This is a genomic window from Edaphobacter acidisoli (genome assembly GCF_014642855.1).
Lineage (GTDB): Bacteria > Acidobacteriota > Terriglobia > Terriglobales > Acidobacteriaceae > Edaphobacter > Edaphobacter acidisoli.
The window spans coordinates 2,576,283-2,594,624 of record NZ_BMJB01000001.1 but is presented as its reverse complement, the minus strand read 5'-3'; the positions used below and the strand labels follow the sequence as shown (position 1 = coordinate 2,594,624).

11 protein-coding genes are annotated in these 18,342 nt (G+C 59.3%); 5 read left to right on the top strand and 6 right to left on the bottom strand.

Annotated elements, in window-relative coordinates; translation table 11 throughout:
- The first annotated feature begins 31 nt into the window (after nucleotides 1–31).
- From IEX36_RS10460 to IEX36_RS10450, 3 genes are all read left to right on the top strand, one after another.
- Nucleotides 32–3,745 (top strand): TonB-dependent receptor, encoded by a 3,714-nt coding sequence (locus IEX36_RS10460; RefSeq protein WP_188759260.1) that lies wholly within the window; start codon nucleotides 32–34, stop codon nucleotides 3,743–3,745.
- Nucleotides 3,746–4,099: 354 nt separating this feature from the next.
- Nucleotides 4,100–7,654, top strand: coding sequence for a TonB-dependent receptor (locus IEX36_RS10455; protein ID WP_229668865.1), 3,555 nt, complete (start codon nucleotides 4,100–4,102; stop codon nucleotides 7,652–7,654).
- A 182-nt stretch (nucleotides 7,655–7,836) separates the two neighbouring features.
- Nucleotides 7,837–11,388, top strand: a complete 3,552-nt coding sequence (locus IEX36_RS10450; protein ID WP_308422295.1) for an alpha-mannosidase — start codon at nucleotides 7,837–7,839, stop codon at nucleotides 11,386–11,388.
- 60 nt (nucleotides 11,389–11,448) lie between these two features.
- On the opposite strand, the gene IEX36_RS10445 is transcribed toward IEX36_RS10450, so the two are convergent.
- Genes IEX36_RS10445 through IEX36_RS10430 form a run of 4 tightly spaced genes read right to left on the bottom strand, consistent with a single transcriptional unit; the run spans nucleotide 11,449 to nucleotide 14,669 of the window.
- Entirely contained in the window at nucleotides 11,449–12,441 is a 993-nt protein-coding gene (locus tag IEX36_RS10445) for a VWA domain-containing protein (protein ID WP_188759259.1), read from the bottom strand.
- Between the two features lie 29 nt (nucleotides 12,442–12,470).
- Nucleotides 12,471–13,142 (bottom strand): phosphoribosylanthranilate isomerase, encoded by a 672-nt coding sequence (locus IEX36_RS10440; protein WP_188759258.1) that lies wholly within the window; start codon nucleotides 13,140–13,142, stop codon nucleotides 12,471–12,473.
- A gap of 3 nt (nucleotides 13,143–13,145) precedes the next feature.
- Nucleotides 13,146–13,952, bottom strand: a complete 807-nt coding sequence (gene trpC / locus IEX36_RS10435) for an indole-3-glycerol phosphate synthase TrpC (RefSeq protein ID WP_188759257.1) — start codon at nucleotides 13,950–13,952, stop codon at nucleotides 13,146–13,148.
- 21 nt (nucleotides 13,953–13,973) lie between these two features.
- On the bottom strand, nucleotides 13,974–14,669 hold the full coding sequence (locus tag IEX36_RS10430) for a DUF6624 domain-containing protein (RefSeq protein ID WP_188759256.1): 696 nt from the start codon (nucleotides 14,667–14,669) through the stop codon (nucleotides 13,974–13,976).
- Between the two features lie 90 nt (nucleotides 14,670–14,759).
- Between IEX36_RS10430 and hscB the strand changes: the two genes are divergently transcribed.
- Entirely contained in the window at nucleotides 14,760–15,377 is a 618-nt protein-coding gene (hscB, locus tag IEX36_RS10425; protein ID WP_229668864.1) for a Fe-S protein assembly co-chaperone HscB, read from the top strand.
- Here hscB and IEX36_RS10420 read toward each other — a convergent pair whose 3' ends face one another.
- Both IEX36_RS10420 and IEX36_RS10415 read right to left on the bottom strand, forming a co-directional pair.
- Nucleotides 15,378–15,860: a DinB family protein gene (locus IEX36_RS10420; protein ID WP_188759255.1), complete on the bottom strand. Its 483-nt coding sequence runs from the start codon at nucleotides 15,858–15,860 to the stop codon at nucleotides 15,378–15,380. It abuts the gene before it with no gap.
- A gap of 33 nt (nucleotides 15,861–15,893) precedes the next feature.
- Nucleotides 15,894–16,328: a VOC family protein gene (locus IEX36_RS10415; protein ID WP_188759254.1), complete on the bottom strand. Its 435-nt coding sequence runs from the start codon at nucleotides 16,326–16,328 to the stop codon at nucleotides 15,894–15,896.
- A 70-nt stretch (nucleotides 16,329–16,398) separates the two neighbouring features.
- On the opposite strand from IEX36_RS10415, the gene hscA reads away from it, so the two are divergent.
- Nucleotides 16,399–18,330 (top strand): Fe-S protein assembly chaperone HscA, encoded by a 1,932-nt coding sequence (gene hscA / locus IEX36_RS10410; protein ID WP_188759253.1) that lies wholly within the window; start codon nucleotides 16,399–16,401, stop codon nucleotides 18,328–18,330.
- The last annotated feature ends 12 nt before the right edge of the window (nucleotides 18,331–18,342 follow it).

Sequence of the window (18,342 nt, the reverse complement as noted above, 5' to 3'; positions counted from 1 at the left end):
CCCGTATGCGTGGTCGCAGGCGACCACGTCGTTGTCTGGTGTTGTAACTGATCCAAGCGGCGCGGCGATTCCTGGTGCGACGGTCAACCTGCTGGCACCTCTGACTGGTGCGGCTCGCACGGAGACTACGAATCGCGCGGGCGAGTATTCGTTCCCTCAACTCGCTCCCGGAAAATATGAACTGACGATCGCGGCCCAGGGATTTACGACGGTGAAGAAGCCGCCGTTCGACCTGCTGGTGAGCCAGCCTGCGACGCTCAACTTTACTTTGCAAGTTGCGACGAGCGTATCGGAAGTGACGGTAACGGCGGGCGGACAGCCGGTGCTGAATACGACCGATGCCACGTTGGGCAATACGTTTGAGGGGCAGCGGATTCAGGACCTGCCCATCGAGGCGCGCAATGTGCCTGACCTGTTGAGTCTGCAGCCGGGCGTGACGTTCATGGGACGAACGGATAACAACATCGGTACGCAGTCGGTGGGAAACAACGGCAGCGACTCAAGGAGCGGAACGACGAACGGAGGGCGCTCGGACCAGTCGAACATTACGCTGGACGGGGTGGACGTGAACGACGTCAACAACGGCTATGCGTTTACCAGCGTTCTGCGTGCGACCCAGGATTCGGTGGGCGAGTTTCGCGTGACGACGAGCAATCCGAATGCCGAGGAAGGACGCTCTTCGGGCGCTCAGGTGGCGCTGGTGACGAAGAGTGGCACGAATAATATTCACGGTGCAGTGTATGCGTACAACCGCAATAACGTCTTCCACGCGAACGACTTTTTCAATAAGCAGACGCAGGCTGCGGAAGGTTTGCCGAATACTCCTCTGAAGCTTATTCGTAATGTGTACGGAGCGGATGTGGGAGGGCCGATCAAGAAGGATCGCGCGTTCTACTTTCTGAATTACGAGGGACGACGTGATACACAAGGCTTCGTTTCGAATGGCAACTCGGTGCCGACGCAGCAGTTTCGCAACGGATACATCGAATATCAGTGCGCAGTAGCGCCCGATTGTCCCAGCGGAAGCTATACGCTGACTCCGCAGCAATTGCAGAGTATGGACCCGCAGGCAGTTGGAGCGAATGCAGCGGTGCTGGCGCTGTTTCAGAAGTATCCACTGCCGAACAACCCGACCGTGGGCGATGGCTATAACACCGAGGGTTACAGCTTCTCCTACGATGCCAAGCGCAGCTACAACACGTACATTGCACGGCTGGATTGGACGATAGATGCCAATGGGAAACACACCGTCTACTGGCGCGGCAATTTGCAGAATGACTCGGAGCCGGGCGGGCCGCAGTTTCCGGGGCAGCCGGCGAGCACGACGACGCTGACCAACAATAAAGGTTTCGGAGCGGGGTATACGTATCTGATCAGCCCCAGCCTGGTGAATTCGCTGGTGTTCGGGTTGACGCGGCAAGGCTACAGCGACTCGGGGCTTGTTTCGAGCCCGTATGTCACTCTGCAGGGCGTGACATCGTTACAGTCGTACTCGTCGTCGGACTATACGATTGTGCCGGTGTACAACCTGGCGGACAACCTTACGTGGGCGAAGCACAGTCATAACTTTGCTTTTGGCACGAATCTGCGCTTCATCTCGGACAAGTCTTCGAGCGATGCGCTGTCGTACTCGAATGCGACCGGAACATATCAGTACCTGAATCCCGGATCGATTGCAGGCAGCAACGGACCATTTGATCCAGCGGCGTATGGTTTCCCCGCAGTGACTAACCACTTCTCGTCGAACTACAACTCGGCGCTGATGGGTTTGGTGGGCATCATCAACGTCGGCAACATTACGTACAACAATGACAAGAATGGAAACGTGCTTCCAGTGGGTGCTCCGGTCACGCGCAACTATCGCTGGAATGAGTATGAGTTCTATGGACAGGACTCGTGGAAGGTGAACAAGGACGTGACCCTGACGTACGGGTTGCGGTACTCGTACCTGGAGGTTCCGGCGGAAACCTCGGGCAACCAGGTGGGCATCTGCGTGTTGCAAGGGACCGCATGTGCGCCGGGCGATTACTCGCTCTCGCAGTTTGTAAACCAGAGCGGAGGGTTGGCTGCGCAGGGCAAGGCGGTGAGCGGAGTCGGTGAGCTGGCCTTCCCGCTGAGCGGAAGGTACAATGGCAAGCCAGATTACTGGACGCCGGATAAATTCGACTTCGCGCCGAGGTTTGCCGTGGCGTACTCGCCGTCGGTGACGACGGGCTTCTGGGTCAAGGTGCTGGGTAACAATCTGACCAGCATCCGCGCGGGCTATTCGCTGGTGTTCGACCACTTCGGTGCGGGCATTACAAATGGCTTCGACACAAACGGTTCGTTCGGTTTGTCATCGTCCCTGCAGACCAGCGCGGGCATTTTGAAGATCGCCAACGCGCCGCGCTTCACGAGCACGACCGCGGTCCCGCAAAGCTTGCTGCCGTCGGCGCCTGCGGTGGGCTTCCCGAGCGTCCCGCCGTCGATTGGAGCGATCTCGTGGGCTGAGGACTCGGCGGTCAAGACTCCTTATGCTCACCTGATTGACTTGTCGATTACGCGGCAGATCGGCAATGGATCGTCGCTGGAGGTGTCGTATGTTGGCCATCTAGCTCACCGTTTGCTCGAGCAGGAAGATGTGGCTATGCCCACGAACCTGGCGGCGGCTGGAACGACTTACTTTGCGGCCGCGGCACAGATGTCGGAGATGGCTCGCGCCAATGGCGGCAATGGTGTTGATCCCAAGACCGTACAGCCGAATGCTTACTGGGAACAACTGTTTGGCGCACTGGACGGGCAGGACATTGGGTTCGGGCCGGGTTGGACGGCAACACAGAACATCTATCAGCTCTACCAGGAAAATCTGTATAACGAAGCGAATGCGCTGTACGCGCTTGATATGCCGGACTCGTTGACAGGCGCTGGAATCAATCCGAATGGAGCGTATCCATCGAATCGCTTCTACCACGACCAGTTCTCTGCGCTCTATGCGTGGAGATCGATTGGCGCGTCAAACTACAACTCGCTGCAGGCGGTCTACCGGCAGCAGTTTGGGCTTGGGTTGCAGTTCGATCTGAACTATACCTACTCGAAGTCGCTGGACACGACGTCGCAGGCAGAGCGGCTGAGCAGTTCGGGTTCGACGAACTACGCACAGATCTTCAACACCTGGGAGCCGAACCAGCTCTACGGTGATTCGGATTTTGATGTGCGCCATCAAATCAACGCGAACTACGTCTGGAATCTCCCGTTTGGGCGGGGACAGCGGTATGCATCCGGTATTGGAAGGCTGACTGACGCGCTGATCGGAGGCTGGCAGACGACGGGGATTGTGCGCTGGACCAGCGGGTTTCCATTTGAGGTCAACAATGGAAACAACTTTCCGACGAACTACGATATTCAGGGATTTGCCACGCAGGTGGCGCCGATTCCTGGCGGACGGGGCAAGCTACAGCAGCGATTCGCCAATCCCAATGCTGTGTTTGCAGCGTTCGATTTCACCTTGCCAGGCTTCTCTGGAACTCGGAACCCGCTGCGAGGCGATGGGTATTTCTCCGTGGACTCGGGTTTGGGTAAGACTTTCAACGTGACCGAGCGCTACAAGCTGAAGACCGGCATTGAGGTCTTCAACGTAAGCAACAGCGTACGGTTTGATTCGCACTCGATTTCGGCGAGGGTGGACAACTCGAATGGCTTCGGCACTGCCAAGAATGAGCTGACGAACCCAAGGCTGGCCCAGTTTTATGCGCGGGTTCAGTTCTAGGTAAACCAGCGGAAGTTGAGTATATCGGGGGCTGCACGGATTTTCGTGCAGCCTTTTCTTTTTGTGCGGCAGCAGAGCCCTTTTATGACATGAATTATCCCAAAATTGAAGGCATATTTCGCATAAATCTGCCGGGTTTATGGGATAGCTATCACATTGTCCCATGGAGGTGCACAGTGCTTCGCTAGCGGTAACTTTATGATGAAAATGTCAAAATGTTGTTGACAATGCCTTCATCGAACGAGTACTTAAAGGGGACGATGTGGGAGCGCAATCATGCGTCTCACACGCGCTTCCTTCAAAAATCGGCCACGCAAGAAGCTTCAACCTATGTTTCGCTCAAAAGGAGTTGCCATGCAAAGAGCCACAAAAGCAACGCTAGGTTTCCTGTGCGCCATGATGACGGTCTGGGTGTTGATGACCGTCTCGGCGTATGCCCAGTCGGACGTGGGAACAATTACAGGCTTTGTGCGCGATCAGTCCGGCGCTGTGGTGCCGGGAGCGCAAGTAACGATCCTCAATGAGGCCACCGGCGAAAAGCATGCTGCTACGGCAGATGCGAGCGGGCACTATACGGTGACGAATTTGTCGCCGGCTGTGTACACCATGACGGCGGAGTCGAAGGGGTTCAAGAAGTTCACCAGCACGAGCAACAAGCTGAATGCCAGCACGACGCTTTCGCTGGATGCTGCGCTGGCAGTGGGCGCTGCGACCGAGACGGTGGAGGTGACGGCGACGGCGTCGGTGCTGCAGACCGAGTCAGGATCGGTGCAGAGCGAGGTGACTGGGCGGCAGATCTCGGACCAGGAGTTGAATGGCCGTAACCCGATCTACATGGGTTCGCTGCTGCCGGGGTTGCGCAGCGGCTCGACGCTGGGCGACTTCAACTTTGCGGTCGGCGGCGGCGTTCCGTTCCAGATCAACGGCGCCCGCACGCAGGATACGCTGGTGACGTTTGACGGCGCTCCCGCGGTGCGCACACGTGGCAGCGGCGCCATCATCGGCGTGGCCAGCGTGGATGCGACGGAAGAGATGCAGGTGCTGACGGCGGATTATCAGGCTGAGTATGGCGGCGCGGCGGGCGGCCAGGTGCGACTCGTGACGAAGAGCGGTACCAAGGACTTCCACGGTTCGCTGTATGAGTACCTCAGGAACTCGGCGATGAACGCCAACACGTGGTCGCGTAATCAGAGCGCTACGACGCGCTTTGCTTCGCCGTTCCGCTACAACAACTTTGGCTTTACGGCTGGCGGTCCGGTCTGGATTCCGGGCTTCCATGCGACCGATCCGCTTCGCAATAAGCTGTTCTGGTTTGTGAACGAAGATTGGATTCGCTATCGCTTTACCGATACGCAGACGCAGGCTGTTCCTACGATGAGGATGCGGTCGGGCGACTTCAGCGAACTGCTGAGCGCGAATTATTTTTATTCGGGAACGCATCAGATTTATGAGCCCTCGACGTGTCCGACGGTTGGGGCAGCGACCTGCGTAGCGTACACGGGCAACATTATCCCGAATGGTCTGAGCCCGAATGGCATAGCGATTATGAATGCCTATCCTCAGCCGACTCCGGGATATGTGTCCAACAGCAATCAGAACTGGATCGCGCAAGCGGCCCACCCGATCAACCAGCGCAAAGAGGTCATCAACGTTGACTTTGTGTTGAATGATCGTAATCACTTTCAGTACCGTCGGCAGGATGCGACGTATCTCGAGTATCAACCGTTTGATCAGGGATCTGGACTGACGGGGAAATACTTCAATCGGCCGAATCAGACGAACGTGCTGGGCTGGACCTGGACAGTGACGCCCACGATCGTCAACGAACTGCGCGGCACAGTGAGTATCGACCGCGTGTATATTCCAGTGAATGATTCCCTGCTTGGTTTCAATCGCCAGAAGCTTGGAATCAACTACCCGTATCTATTTCCGGCGGGCAAGCTGGAACCGAACAAGATTCCTACAGTGACCGTTCCCAACTTTTACGGCTTGGCTGGCGGCCCGTATCCTTCGCACTCGCAAGGACCGATCTATACGCTTTCGGACAGTCTCACGAAGGTTTGGGGGAACCACACGGTCAAGGGCGGCGTTTATATCAACTACCAGGGTGAAAACGACTTCGACCAGATCAACGTGTCGACCGTTCCAGGCGGCGCTAACAACCAGAACGGATCGTTTGTCTTTACCGATACGCGGAGTGGTCTTGGCGGAACGACTGGCATTGGAATGGCAAACCTCGCTCTGGGGCTAGCCGACAGCTATACGGAGATTGGCCCGAAGGCTTACACGGTCTGGACGGGTCAGCAGTATGAGTTCTTCTTGCAGGATTCGTGGAAGGTGACGCCGAAGTTCCATATCGACTATGGCGTGCGCTTCACTTCGATTACGCCGTACAAGCCTTCGTGGGGCAATTCGGTCTACTTCGACCCGGCTTCTTACAGCGCCAGCAGTGCACCTAAGGTTGATCCGAAGACGGGTTTTGTGATCCTGGGTACGGGCAACCCATACGAAGGCATGGTGATTCCAGGGTTTAGCCAGTTTCCAAGTTCGGCTGCGGCGCACGGTGTAATTGGCGCTGGTTCGAACTCGAATGCGTGCGACGGTGGATCGTGCAACGGCCTGTTCGCTCCGAAGCTTAACAAGGGCTACGTCAATGTTGAGAACACGTGGCAGCCGCGTTTGGGCATCGCTTATCAGGCCGATGAGAAGACGGTGTTCCGTGCAGGCGTGGGCGAGTTTGCGACGCGTATGGGCCTGCTGGACAACATCTTCCCCGGCGGCAATCCTCCATTCCAGCCGTTTGTGACGGTGGCTGCGGTTACAGGCAACCTGACCGGGATGGTAGACAATCCGGGTGCTTCGCTTAACTCGACTGTCGCGCCTTCCCTGACGGTGACGACGTTGAACAAAGACCTGAAGGCTCCGGTGCGATGGAACTGGAACTTCTCCATCCAGCGTGAGCTGCCGTTGAGCTCGAGCGTTTCAATCGCATACGTCGGTGCGCGCGGTACACATAACTGGCGCGTCATCGATATCAATCAGCCTACGATCGCTGCTGTCCAGGCGAACATTGTCACCAAATACAACGTGAACTACATCCGGCCGTATCCGGGCTACGCTGAAATCCAGCAGGAGCAGAGCAACGGCGGTGCAAAGTACAACTCGCTGCAGGCCTCCTGGAACCGTCGCTTTACCAACCGGTTGATGTTCGGAGTGAGCTATACGTGGTCGAAGAGCCTGGACGACAGCTCGAACTACCGCGACATCGTTCCTGATAGCTACAACACGACCAATCTGTGGGGGCCGTCGGAGTATGACACCCGTCACATGGTCGTCATCAACTACCTGTATGCCCTGCCATTCTTTGTCAATCAAAATGAGCTGGCTGGCAAGTTGCTAGGCGGCTGGCAGTTGAGCGGAAGTGCGCAGTTCCAGACGGGTGTTCCGTGCGGTATCGGAACCAACAATGACTACGTTGGTATGGGCGGCGAGGTAGGCAGCTTCGGCTGCGGCTCGGAAGGCCAGTTCTGGGTGATGAATGGCACGCCGCGTATCTCGAAGACGTTTGCGGGATATCCGGGGCAGAGTGGAAAGTACTTCTCGACGACCAATCCGGATGGTTCGGCAATCTTCACTGCTCCTCCATCTGGAACGTTCAACCTGCAGAAGGGCGTGCGTGACTCCATCTACCAGCCTGGATTCCAGAACTGGAACATCGCGCTCAAGAAGAGCTTCCCCATCAATGAGAGGAGTGGCTTCGAGTTCAACGCCGAGGCCTACAACTTCATCAACCATCCGAACTGGTCTGGTCCTAACCTCAGCCCAACGTCTGGGCAATTCGGCGAGGTGACGGGCAAGTCGACCAGCAACCCCCGTAACCTGCAACTTGGCTTGCGGTATAAGTTCTAACTGCAACTATCTATCGAGGCCCTTCTCCAACAGCGAAGGGCCTCATCACTTCACAACAGAATTTTCATGGCGGACTTCCGGTTGCGGGAGTCAGTGGGTAAGACATCATGCGATTTGTGGGCTCTTTGCGTTCCAAGGATAAGGCTCGTTCCGGATTCCGTGCAGCGAAGGTATCGGCGATCGTGGCCGCGTCGGCTTTGCTTGCGCCGGCGATTGGTCAGACGATGAAGGCGCCGGACATTACGACGACGCCAACGTTGTATGTGGTGCCGTATGCGCACCTGGATACGCAATGGCGGTGGGAGTTTCCGCAGACCATCAGCGAGTATCTGCTGAAGACGATGCGCGTGAACTTCGACTACTTCGATAAATATCCGCACTATGTTTTTAACTGGACAGGCGCGAACCGCTATCGGCTGATGAAGGAGTACTATCCCTCGGACTATGCGCGGATGCAGAAGTATGCTGCCGAGGGGCGGTGGTTTCCGGCGGGCTCGTCGGTGGAAGAGGGTGACGTGAATCTGCCGAGCGCGGAAGGTATCTTCCGGCAGATTTTGTATGGCAACGACTACTTCCGCAAAGATTTTGGCAAGGCGAGCAATGAGTTCATGCTGCCGGATTGCTTTGGATTTCCGGCTTCGCTGCCGAGCATTCTGGCGCATGCGGGAGTGAAGGGGTTTTCGACGCAGAAGCTCAATTCGGGCTGGCAGCCGGCTGCGCAGGTGGGCGGGTCTGACTCGCCGGAGCAGACGCCGGAGGGAATTCCGTTCAATGTGGGCCGCTGGATTGGCCCGGATGGAAACACCATAATCGCTGCGCTCAATCCTGGTGGCTATGGCAGCAACGTCTACACGGACCTGAGCAAGGAGCCGACGGCGCAGGTGATCTCGGCACCGCAGCTTACCAGCGAGGAGCGTGCGCGGCTGACGCCGCAGCAGTTGCGTATGCTTGCGCGTCCGCGCCAGACGGAGCCGGATTGGGTGAAGCGCATCGATCTCGACGGCAAGGTGACGGGTGTTTATGCGGACTATCACTACGTTGGCACGGGCGACGTTGGAGGCGCGACACAGGAGGCGACGGTCAAGCTGCTTGAGGCGATTGTGACGAAGAGCGAGACGGTGCTGCCGACGCCTCCGCGGTTTGCGTTTGCGATGGGCGAGGTGCCGAAGGCGCAGGAGAATGGCCCGATGGTGCGCGTGGGCGATGGGCCGGTGCATGTGATTGAGTCTGCCGCCGACCAGATGTTCAACGATATTACGCCTGCGATGGCGACGCGGTTGCCCTCTTACAAGGGCGACCTGGAGCTGATTAATCACTCGGCGGGCTCGCTGACTTCGGAGGCGTATCACAAGCGTTGGATTTTGAAGAATGAGATGCTTGCCGATGCAGCGGAGAAGTCGTCGGTCATGGCGGAGTGGCTTGGTGCGAGGCCGTATCCGATGGAGCGGTTGAACGATGCGTGGATGCTGGAGCTGGCTGGGCACTTCCACGATATCGGAGCGGGAACGGCTACGCCGCGCGCGTATCAGTTTGCGTGGAACGATGACATTATTGCTGCGAACCAGTTTGCGGGAGTTCTGGATAGTGCCACGGAGGCGGTTGCCTCTGGACTGAATACGGATGTTAAAGGCACTCCGGTTGTGGTCTTCAATACGCTGAATGTTGAGCGTGAAGATCTGGTTGAAGCGAAGGTGGATTTCCCGAATGGGCTGCCGAAGGCTGTGCGTGTGACGGGTCCGGATGGGAAGGATGTGCCCGCGCAGATTGAGGATGGCAAGGTGTTGTTCGTCGCGAAGGCGCCTTCGGTGGGGTATGCGGTTTATAGCGTTGCTGCTGCGGAGAAGGCGGAGCGGTCTGGGCTGAAGGTGACGAGTTCTTCGCTTGAGAATGCGCGCTATCGCGTGCGGCTCGATGCGAATGGTGATGTTGCCAGCATCTTCGACAAGTCGCTGAACAAAGAGTTGCTGGCTGCGCCGATGCGGCTGGCCATCTCGAACGATGTGCCGACGATCTATCCGGCGTGGAATATGGACTTCAATGATGAGCAGGCTGCGCCGCGGGCGTATGTCTCGGGCCCGGCGAAGATTCGCATTAAGGAGAATGGTCCGGCGCGCGTCTCGATTGAGGTCACGCGCGAGACGGAGGGTTCGCGGTTTGTCCAGACGGTGAGCCTCGCCGCTGGAGATGCCGGCAATCGTGTCGAGTTTGGCGACGTGATCGATTGGCGGACGCTTTCGGCTAATTTGAAGGCGGTCTTTCCGCTCACGGCCTCGAACGAAGATGCGACCTATAACTGGGGTGTTGGTACGATCCAGCGTCCAACTGCGATGGAGAGGCAATTCGAAGTGGCCTCGCATCGCTGGATTGATTTGACGGACAAGAGTGGCACGTTTGGCGCGACGATTCTTACGGATCTCAAGAATGGTTCGGATAAGCGTGACGACCATACGATTCGCCTGACGCTGCTGCGTTCGCCAGGGATGCACGTCTCGCCGAATGGACGTCCTTCGAACTATAGCGATCAGTCGAATCAGGACTGGGGGCATCACGAGATTCTTTATGGGTTGGCTGGGCATGCTGGCGACTGGCGCTCGGCGCAGACGGACTGGCAGGCGTATCGGCTGAGCGATCCGATGATTACATTTGCTTCTCCGAAACATGCAGGCGCGCTTGGCAAGGAGTTTTCGTTGATGCACCTGAGCAACTCGCGCGTGCGTGTGCTGGCGCTGAAGCGTGCCGAGGCGAGCAACGAGGTCATTGTGCGGATGGTCGAGTTGAGCGGGAAGCCTGCCGATGATGTGCGTGTGTCGTTTGTCGCTCCGGTGAAGGGTGCGCGTGAGGTGAATGCGCAGGAGCAGCCGCTGGGTTCGGCGACGGTTGACAATGGTGCGCTGGTGGCGTCGTTTACTCCGTATCAACTGCATACGTTTGCTGTGACACTGGATGCGCCGCAGGCACAGCTCGATACCGTTCATTCGCAGCCTGTGGCTTTGCACTACGATCTCGCTGTTGCCAGCAATGACGATACAAAGACAGTGGGCGGAGGCTTCGATGGCAAGGGCAATGCGATGCCGGCGGAGATGCTGCCCGCTGAGATTCACTATCACGATGTGATGTTCCATCTTGCGCCGGCGAAGACGGGTGAGCCGAACGCTGTTGTCGCGCATGGTCAGACGATTCAGTTGCCAGCGGGGCACTTCAACCGTGTCTACATTCTTGCCGCCGCTACGGGTGGAGACCAGAGTGCTGCGTTCCGCGTCGGGAGTCGCTCGGTCAATCTCACGATTGAAGATTGGGGAGGCTTTATCGGCCAGTGGGACACGCGCGAGTGGAAGCCTACGGATGAGCGCGATTGGGCCATCTCAGCCAATCATGCCGTGTGGCCCGCGCCTGATGTTGCGGAGCGCGAGCGGCGTGCGCCGTCGCCGCGGTATCCCGAGGACTACATTGGCCTGACGCCGGGTTACATCAAGCCTGCAAACCTCGCGTGGTATGCGTCGCATCATCACACGGCGGATGGGCTCAATGAGCCGTATCAGTACTCGTATCTGTTTGCCTACTCGATTCCACTGAGCGGCAGCGAACACACGCTGACGTTGCCTGATAACGACAAGGTTCGCGTGCTTGCTGTTTCGGTTGCGGATGAGAATCCGAGAGTGACGCCGGCAGCGCCGCTCTACGATACGCTTGGACGCACGGAGCCGACTGGCAAGTTGGAAGCAGCCCTCCCGTAGTTTGATTTGAATTTTCCCCTGGGCCTTGCTGTACGCTTTGAGCGTGTGGCAAGGCCGTTTTTAGTTGTTGCCGGAAGTAGAGGAGTCGAGCTGTCCGGCGAAGTAGCTTTCGCGGAAGCGTATGCGGGCGTCGGGGTAGTCGGGCACGTGTACGCGGATGCTGTGCATGCCGGGTGATGGTTCGCCGTTGGGGCCTGGCTGTGGCGTGAAGCTGAGCAGGTAGTAGTTGTGAACGTGGTTGGTGAGACGGTTGAGGCCCTGCTCGAAGCCCTTCTGCGTGGTGAAGTTGATGTACTCGCCGCCGGAGAGCGCGGCCAGCGTGTGTGCAGCGTTTTTCTTGAGCGCGTTGATGGCCATGACGAGCAGGCCGATTGGGCCGCTGCCGCCGCCGTAGCGGAGATCGTTGAGCACTTCGGTTTTGCCTGGGCCGAAGGCGACTGCATCCACGATGGTGTTGGTGCGGCCGAGCATGGCGATGACCTGCGCGGGTTTGGTGGTGCTGCCATGATCGCGCGTTTCGCTGATGAGGAGGATGGCGTGGCGGTTGTGATCGTTGCGCGCTTCCAGCATGCCGGTCGCGTAGGATACGGCGTCGTAGGTGGAGGCGTCGGGGTCGTTGTCGCAGGGCTGAATGCGTGAGAGCGCGCTGGCTGTGTGGTCGGGGTTGCGGGTGAAGCCGTCGACGAGCACGGGTTTGCCGCCGTATTCGACGACGGCGACTTCGTGTGGCGCGCCGCCGACCATGGCGTTGATCAGCGTGCTGAGCCCGCCGAGTTTCGCGTACTCGAAACCTGCCGAGCGGCTGCATTGCACGACGACGACGAGTGAGAGGCCGAGCGAGTCGGTGTCCTGATCGAGGTGGATTTTTTGGGGAACGCCGTCGTCTTCGACGACGAACTGGTTTTCCTTGAGGGTGTAGAGTACGTCGCCGTGTCTGGTCTCGACAGTGGTGGGGACCAGCACGATGTTCGACTGGGTGCGGAGCGTGTAGCCGGGGTTCTGCGCCAGTGCAGTGGAGGTGAGTAGCAGCAGGACAGGCAGGATGGGCCGCATGGGGAAAGTTTAGCTGAAATACGAGACGCTCAGGATTTCGAGCGCGCTGCGTTGATAAAGGCGGCGAGCTTGCTTGGGTCTTTTTTGCCGGGGGTGGATTCGACTCCGCTGGCTACGTCTACTCCCCACGGTTTCAGGCGCGAGATTGCTTCGGCTACGTTCTCCGGGCGGAGACCGCCGGCGACGATTAGCTTGAGTGGCCTCGAGTTTTCGGCGAGCGTGGCGCGGGCTTGCTCCCAGTCGAAGGTGATGCCGGTTCCGCCGGTGGCTGCGCCTGCTTTTGAGTCGATGAGGACGCGGTCTGCGATGTTTTCGCTCGCGATTTCGCGGAGTTGTTTTGCTACCGTGGTCGAGTTTGCGTCGTCCGCGTCTACCTTCCAGTGAACTGTCTGGATGATCTTCACTTCGCCGTGGAATAGATCATGGAGACGGCGAGCCAATGCGTGGTCGGGGTTGCTGTGGAGTTGGATAGCGTTGAGTCCGGCGGTGCGGACGGCGCGTGCGATCTCTTCTGCGTCGAGTGAGTCGAAGACGCCGACACGCTCGACGCTGGTGGGAAGATGCGGCGTGATGGCTGCGACCTGTTCGGCTGTGACGCGGCGTTTGCTTGGTGCGAAGACGAAGCCTACTGCGTCTGCGCCTAGCTGGGCGGCCAGTTGCGCGTCTTCAAGGTTGGTGTTGGCGCAGATCTTGATCCACATGGCTCAACCTGCCTGTGGTGCGCGCTCGCGACTGAGCAGATGTGCGAGCGCTTCGCCGGGGTCGGGCTGGCGCATCAGCGATTCGCCGATGAGGAAGGCGCTGTAGCCGGCGGTGCGAAGTGCGTTAATTTCTTCGGGCGTGCGCAGGCCGCTTTCGGCCACGAGCGTGACGTTGGACGGGGCGATTGCTGCGAGTTCGTGGAGCAGCTCGGGGTGCATGGTGAAGGTGCGGAGGTCGCGGCTGTTGACGCCGACCAGGGTGAAGCCGAGCGAGAGTGCGCGGTCCATCTCTTCGCGGTTGTGCGTCTCGCAGAGTACGTCGAGCGCGTGAGTGCGCGCTTCTTCGCCCAGGGTGCGGAGTTCGGTGTCGGAGAGCGCGGCGACGATGAGCAGGATTGCGTCTGCGCCGGATGCGCGCGCTTCGAGCACCTGGAAGGGATCGACCGTGAAGTCTTTGCGCAGGCAGGGAATCTGGACGGCTGCGGAGGCAAGTTCGAGATTCGCGAGCGAGCCTTGAAAAAACTTTTCATCGGTCAGAACGGAGAGCGCGGCGGCTCCTGAGGACTCGAGTGTGCGGGCGAGTGCGGAGGGGTTGAAGTCGGCGCGGATGAGGCCCCTGGAAGGCGATGCCTTTTTGATCTCGGCGATGATGGAGGGGCCGGTCTCGGCGACCTTTTTTAGGCCCGCGGTGAATCCTCGCGGCGTGCGTGCGGCGGCCTTCTGCTCGAGAGCGCGGTGGTTCGCGGCGGCTTTGCGGGCAGCGACTTCGATGCGCGTGTTGGCGACGATCTCATCAAGCCGGGTGGGCATGATGCTATTTTACCGGCTGGGCTAGTTCTGCGCCGGTGTGGCGGTGACGATGGCGTTGCCTGCGGGCACGTGGTACATCTCGGAGAGCTGGTGTTTGTAGACATCAATCGGTGGCAGCAGGGCGCGGGCGCGTTCGTGGTCGAGCGAGCCGGGGTCTTCGACGCCGTACATGGCGAGCGAGCCGTTGATGTATTTGAACTGCGTTCCATAGCGCTGGAGTTTGCCTTCGGAGACGAGTTCTTTGTCCACCACCAGAGCAAGACTAGATGGGTCGATTTTTCCGGCGTCGGCGAGTTGCTCAAGCTGGGGCAACATCTGCCGTTGCCAGGCGTGATCGGGACTGTGGGTAAGGACCAGCATGGCTGCGTTGGAGGCGTCGATGCCGACCATGGAGATGGTGGGCCAGCCTTTTTGCTGGACGATCTGCTTCAGCTCGGCGGTCAGATCGGCGTCGGTTGCGGGCAGCTTCTGCACCATTTCATGTTTGCTTGCGGTGGAGGGCGCGAAGCCGCGGGCGGCCTGGTCGGTGGCGCGCATCTGCATCAGCTGAGTGCGCAGTGCGGCGTCGGTGCCGTAGCCGTTCTTCTGGATGAGTTGTTGGCGGCGGGCTTCGATGGCAGTCTTCCACGCAGGCTCGGGTGTGGCTGGCTTGCTTTGTGCCGCGAGTGGGACAGTGATGGCGGCGAGTGCGACGAGGGCGGCAAGGCGTGGGTGCATGATGACGTATTCTAACGGTGTTGCCTGTCTGGAACGCGCGGCTTCTTGTGAGAGGTGCCGAGTGTGGAACCGCTGGGCCTGGAGGGTGTATTGGCCAAAGACTATTTTGCTGTGTTCGATCTGCCGGTGAAGCTGGGGATTGATGTGGCCGCGCTGGAAAAGTCGTTCTATGCGATGAGCCGGCGGCTGCATCCGGACCGCTTTGCCTCGCGGCCGGTTGAGGAGCAGGAGGAGGCGCTGGCTGAGTCGTCGCTGCTGAACGATGCGTATCGCACCCTGAAGGACCCGGTTCTGCGGACGCAGTATTTGTTGAAGCTTCAGGGGGTGGAGCTGGAGGAGCAGTCGAAGGCTGCGACGGATGCTGCACGTTCTACGGGTGTCGAGAAGAAGCAGGTCGTCCCTCCGGAGCTGCTGGAAGAGGTCTTTGAGCTGAACATGCAGTTGCAGGAGATGCGCGCGGCGAAGCAGATGGGTGAGGACGATCCTGACCTGCGGTGCGATCTTGTGGCGGCGAAGGAGTCGTTCGACAGGAAGATGGCCGAGACGCAGCAGGAGCTGGAAGGGTTGTGGGCTGCGTGGGACGCGGGTGTCGATGCTGGGGACGAGGCGGCGAAGGCGCGCGCGAGGGACGCGATGGTGGCTCTCCTTAATAAGAGGAGCTATCTTCGCAACCTGGTTCGCGATGTGAATGACGCGCTTGAGGCTTAGCTACTCGCTGGCTGCGAGGCGCTCGATCTGCTGCAGGTGGTTGATGTCGTGGCCGGCCATGGTTTCGACGATGGTCCAGAAGGTCATGGTTCCGCGCTCAGGGTGGGTGATGGGCTGGCGGCGGTCGGACTCGGTGACGGATGTGAGGAAGCGCAGGTTCCAGTTGCGTGCGGCCTGGAAGAGGGCGAGCGCTGAGGCGGTGTCGTAGGCGGCGTAGCGTGTGGCCCAGCGTTCCTGGTCGAAGGGCTGAATGATGTGGTGGTCTTCGGCGAGTGTCTGGCGGAGGCGAAAGCTGAAGACCAGTTCGCAGTCGGCCAGGTGCGCGAGTATCTCGCGAATGCTCCATTTGCCTGGTGCAGGTGTGCGGTTGAGTTGCGCTCCCGACAGGTTCGCAGTGAGGGCGTGAAGCTTTTCTGCGGTCGAGGTCAAGACCGGAATGGGGTCCTGACCGCCGAGGAACTGCGCATAGGGGTTGAGGTCCATGTTGACGACGGTATCACGGTAAGTGGCCGGGGGCTAGGGCTTTGGCGGTTCCCAGGGATCGTAAGTACCGATACTGAAGAGATGGCCCTCGGGGTCGCGGCAGGTGAAGGCGCGGCCGCCGTAGTCCATGTCGCGGATGTCGAGGACCATGGTGGCTCCGACGGCTTTGGCGGTGGCGTAGACGGCGTCGGCGTCGGGGACGACGAGGTAGATGCTTTGGGTATTGCGTAGCCCGACTTCGCTGGGGTGGACCATGAGGTGAGCGGTTTCGCCCCCGTTATCTGCGGAGCCGAGCATGATCATGCCGCCACCGAGGGTAAGCTGCGCGTGCATGACGGTCTTGTTGTCGGGGCCGAGGTAGACGGCGTTCTTCTCGAAGCCCAAGGCGCGGACGAGCCAGTCGATAGCAGCGAGAGCGTCGCGGTAGCGGAGGCTGGGAATGACGGTGGATTTGGCTGCGGTTGTCAATGATGCCTCCCGGTGCTTCGAGTGTCACGATTGTAGGACAATAGAAAGATAAGGATAAAGGGATTTTGAGATGGCGGAAGAACGGGTTGTAGGAATTGATCTGGGCACGACGAACTCCCTGGTGGCGTTCATGCAGGGGGATACGCCGACGGTGATTCCGGGCGAAGACGGCGACAGGCTGGTGCCGTCCGTGGTGGCGTGGACCGGCGATGGCGTCGTGGTGGGCAATGGCGCGCGCAAGACACTGATCGAAGATGCGGCAAGCGCGGTCTATTCGGCAAAGCGGCTGATGGGCCGTGACATCGCCGACGTGCAGGATGAGCTGAAGCTGTTTCCGTTCCGGCTGGCCGACGGATTGAAGCCGGGCGAGGTGCTGCGGGTGAATGTCGGCGGGCAGGTGCTGACGCCGCCGGAGATATCGGCCCATGTGCTGATGCAGCTTAAGAAGAACGCTGAGCGGTTCTTTGGTGCGCCGGTGACGAAGGCTGTGATCACGGTGCCTGCTTACTTTAATGATGCGCAGCGGCAGGCTACGAAAGATGCGGGGCGGATCGCGGGCCTTGAGGTGCTGCGTCTGGTAAATGAGCCGACGGCAGCAGCGCTGGCTTATGGGCTCGACAAGAACCGCGACGGCTTGATTGCTGTCTACGACTTTGGCGGCGGGACATTCGATATCTCCATTTTGAAGCTGCATGAGGGCATCTTCGAGGTCATTGCCACCGGCGGGGATACGCACCTGGGTGGCGACGATATCGACAACCTGCTCATTCGGATTGCGCTCGATGACATCGCGGGCGACCTGGGCGAGGATGTGCGCGCGAATGGCGAAGCGGTGCAGGCGATTCGCAAGGCCGTGATTGATGCGAAGATTGCGCTCTCGAGCGCGGACGTGGCACGGCTGGATGTGGCGCTGCCTTCTGGCAAGCGGTACACGCGCGAGATTTCGCGGACGCAGTTTGAGGAGTTGATTGCTGGTGTGATTGCGCGGACTGCCGGGCCTTGCAGGCAGGCGCTCAAAGATGCAGCGCTATCGCCAGAGCAGATTGACGAAGTGGTGATGGTCGGCGGCTCGACGCGGATTCCTGCGGTGCGTGCTTTGGTGGATGACCTCTTTCGCCTGAAGGCGCGAGGTAAGAAGCCGCACACGGAACTGAATCCTGATGAGGTCGTTGCGCTGGGCGCGGCGGTGCAGGCGCAGATTCTTGCCGGCGGCTCGAAGAAGACGGAAGACCTGCTGCTGCTTGACGTTACTCCACTCTCGCTCGGCATTGAAGCATTGGGCGGCGTGGTGGCGAAGATTATTCAGCGCAACTCGACGATTCCCGCGAGCGCGACGGAGCACTTCACCACCGGCGTGGACGGGCAGACGAATGTTGCTATTCATGTGGTGCAGGGCGAGCGCGAGATGGCGAAGGACTGCCGCTCGCTGGCGCGGTTTGACCTGAAGGGCATTCCACCGATGGTGGCTGGGCTGCCGCGCATCGAGGTGAAGTTTCTGATCGACGCGAATGGCATCCTGCATGTTTCGGCGCGCGAGCAAAGGAGCGGCAAAGAGGCTGAGGTCGAAGTGAAGCCGACATACGGGTTGACCGATGAGCAGGTGGAGTCGATGATTCTTGCCTCGTTCGATAATGCAGAGGAAGACCTGCGCGAGCGGCAGGTTGTTGAAGCGAGGAACGAGGCTGAGACGATTCTCGCTGCGGTAGCAAAGGGCAGAGGTCATGCAGTCTGGGCGATGCTTTCGAGCGACGAGGTTGCGAAGATCGAACGTGCCGAGACTTCCTTGCGCGAGACGATGAAAGATGCGGATTACAAGGTGATTCGTGCTGCGATCGAGCAGCTCGACCAGGCAACGCGCCGCTTCGCCGAGTTGATGATGGACTCGGCTGTTACCGGCGCGATGAAGGGCAAGACGATGGAGTCGGCGGGCGCGGACATGGGTGAAGGGCCTTCGGCGCCGCATCCGTTTGCGAAGGCGCAGATTGAGAGCACGAAGAAGTAGCGTTGCGATTCA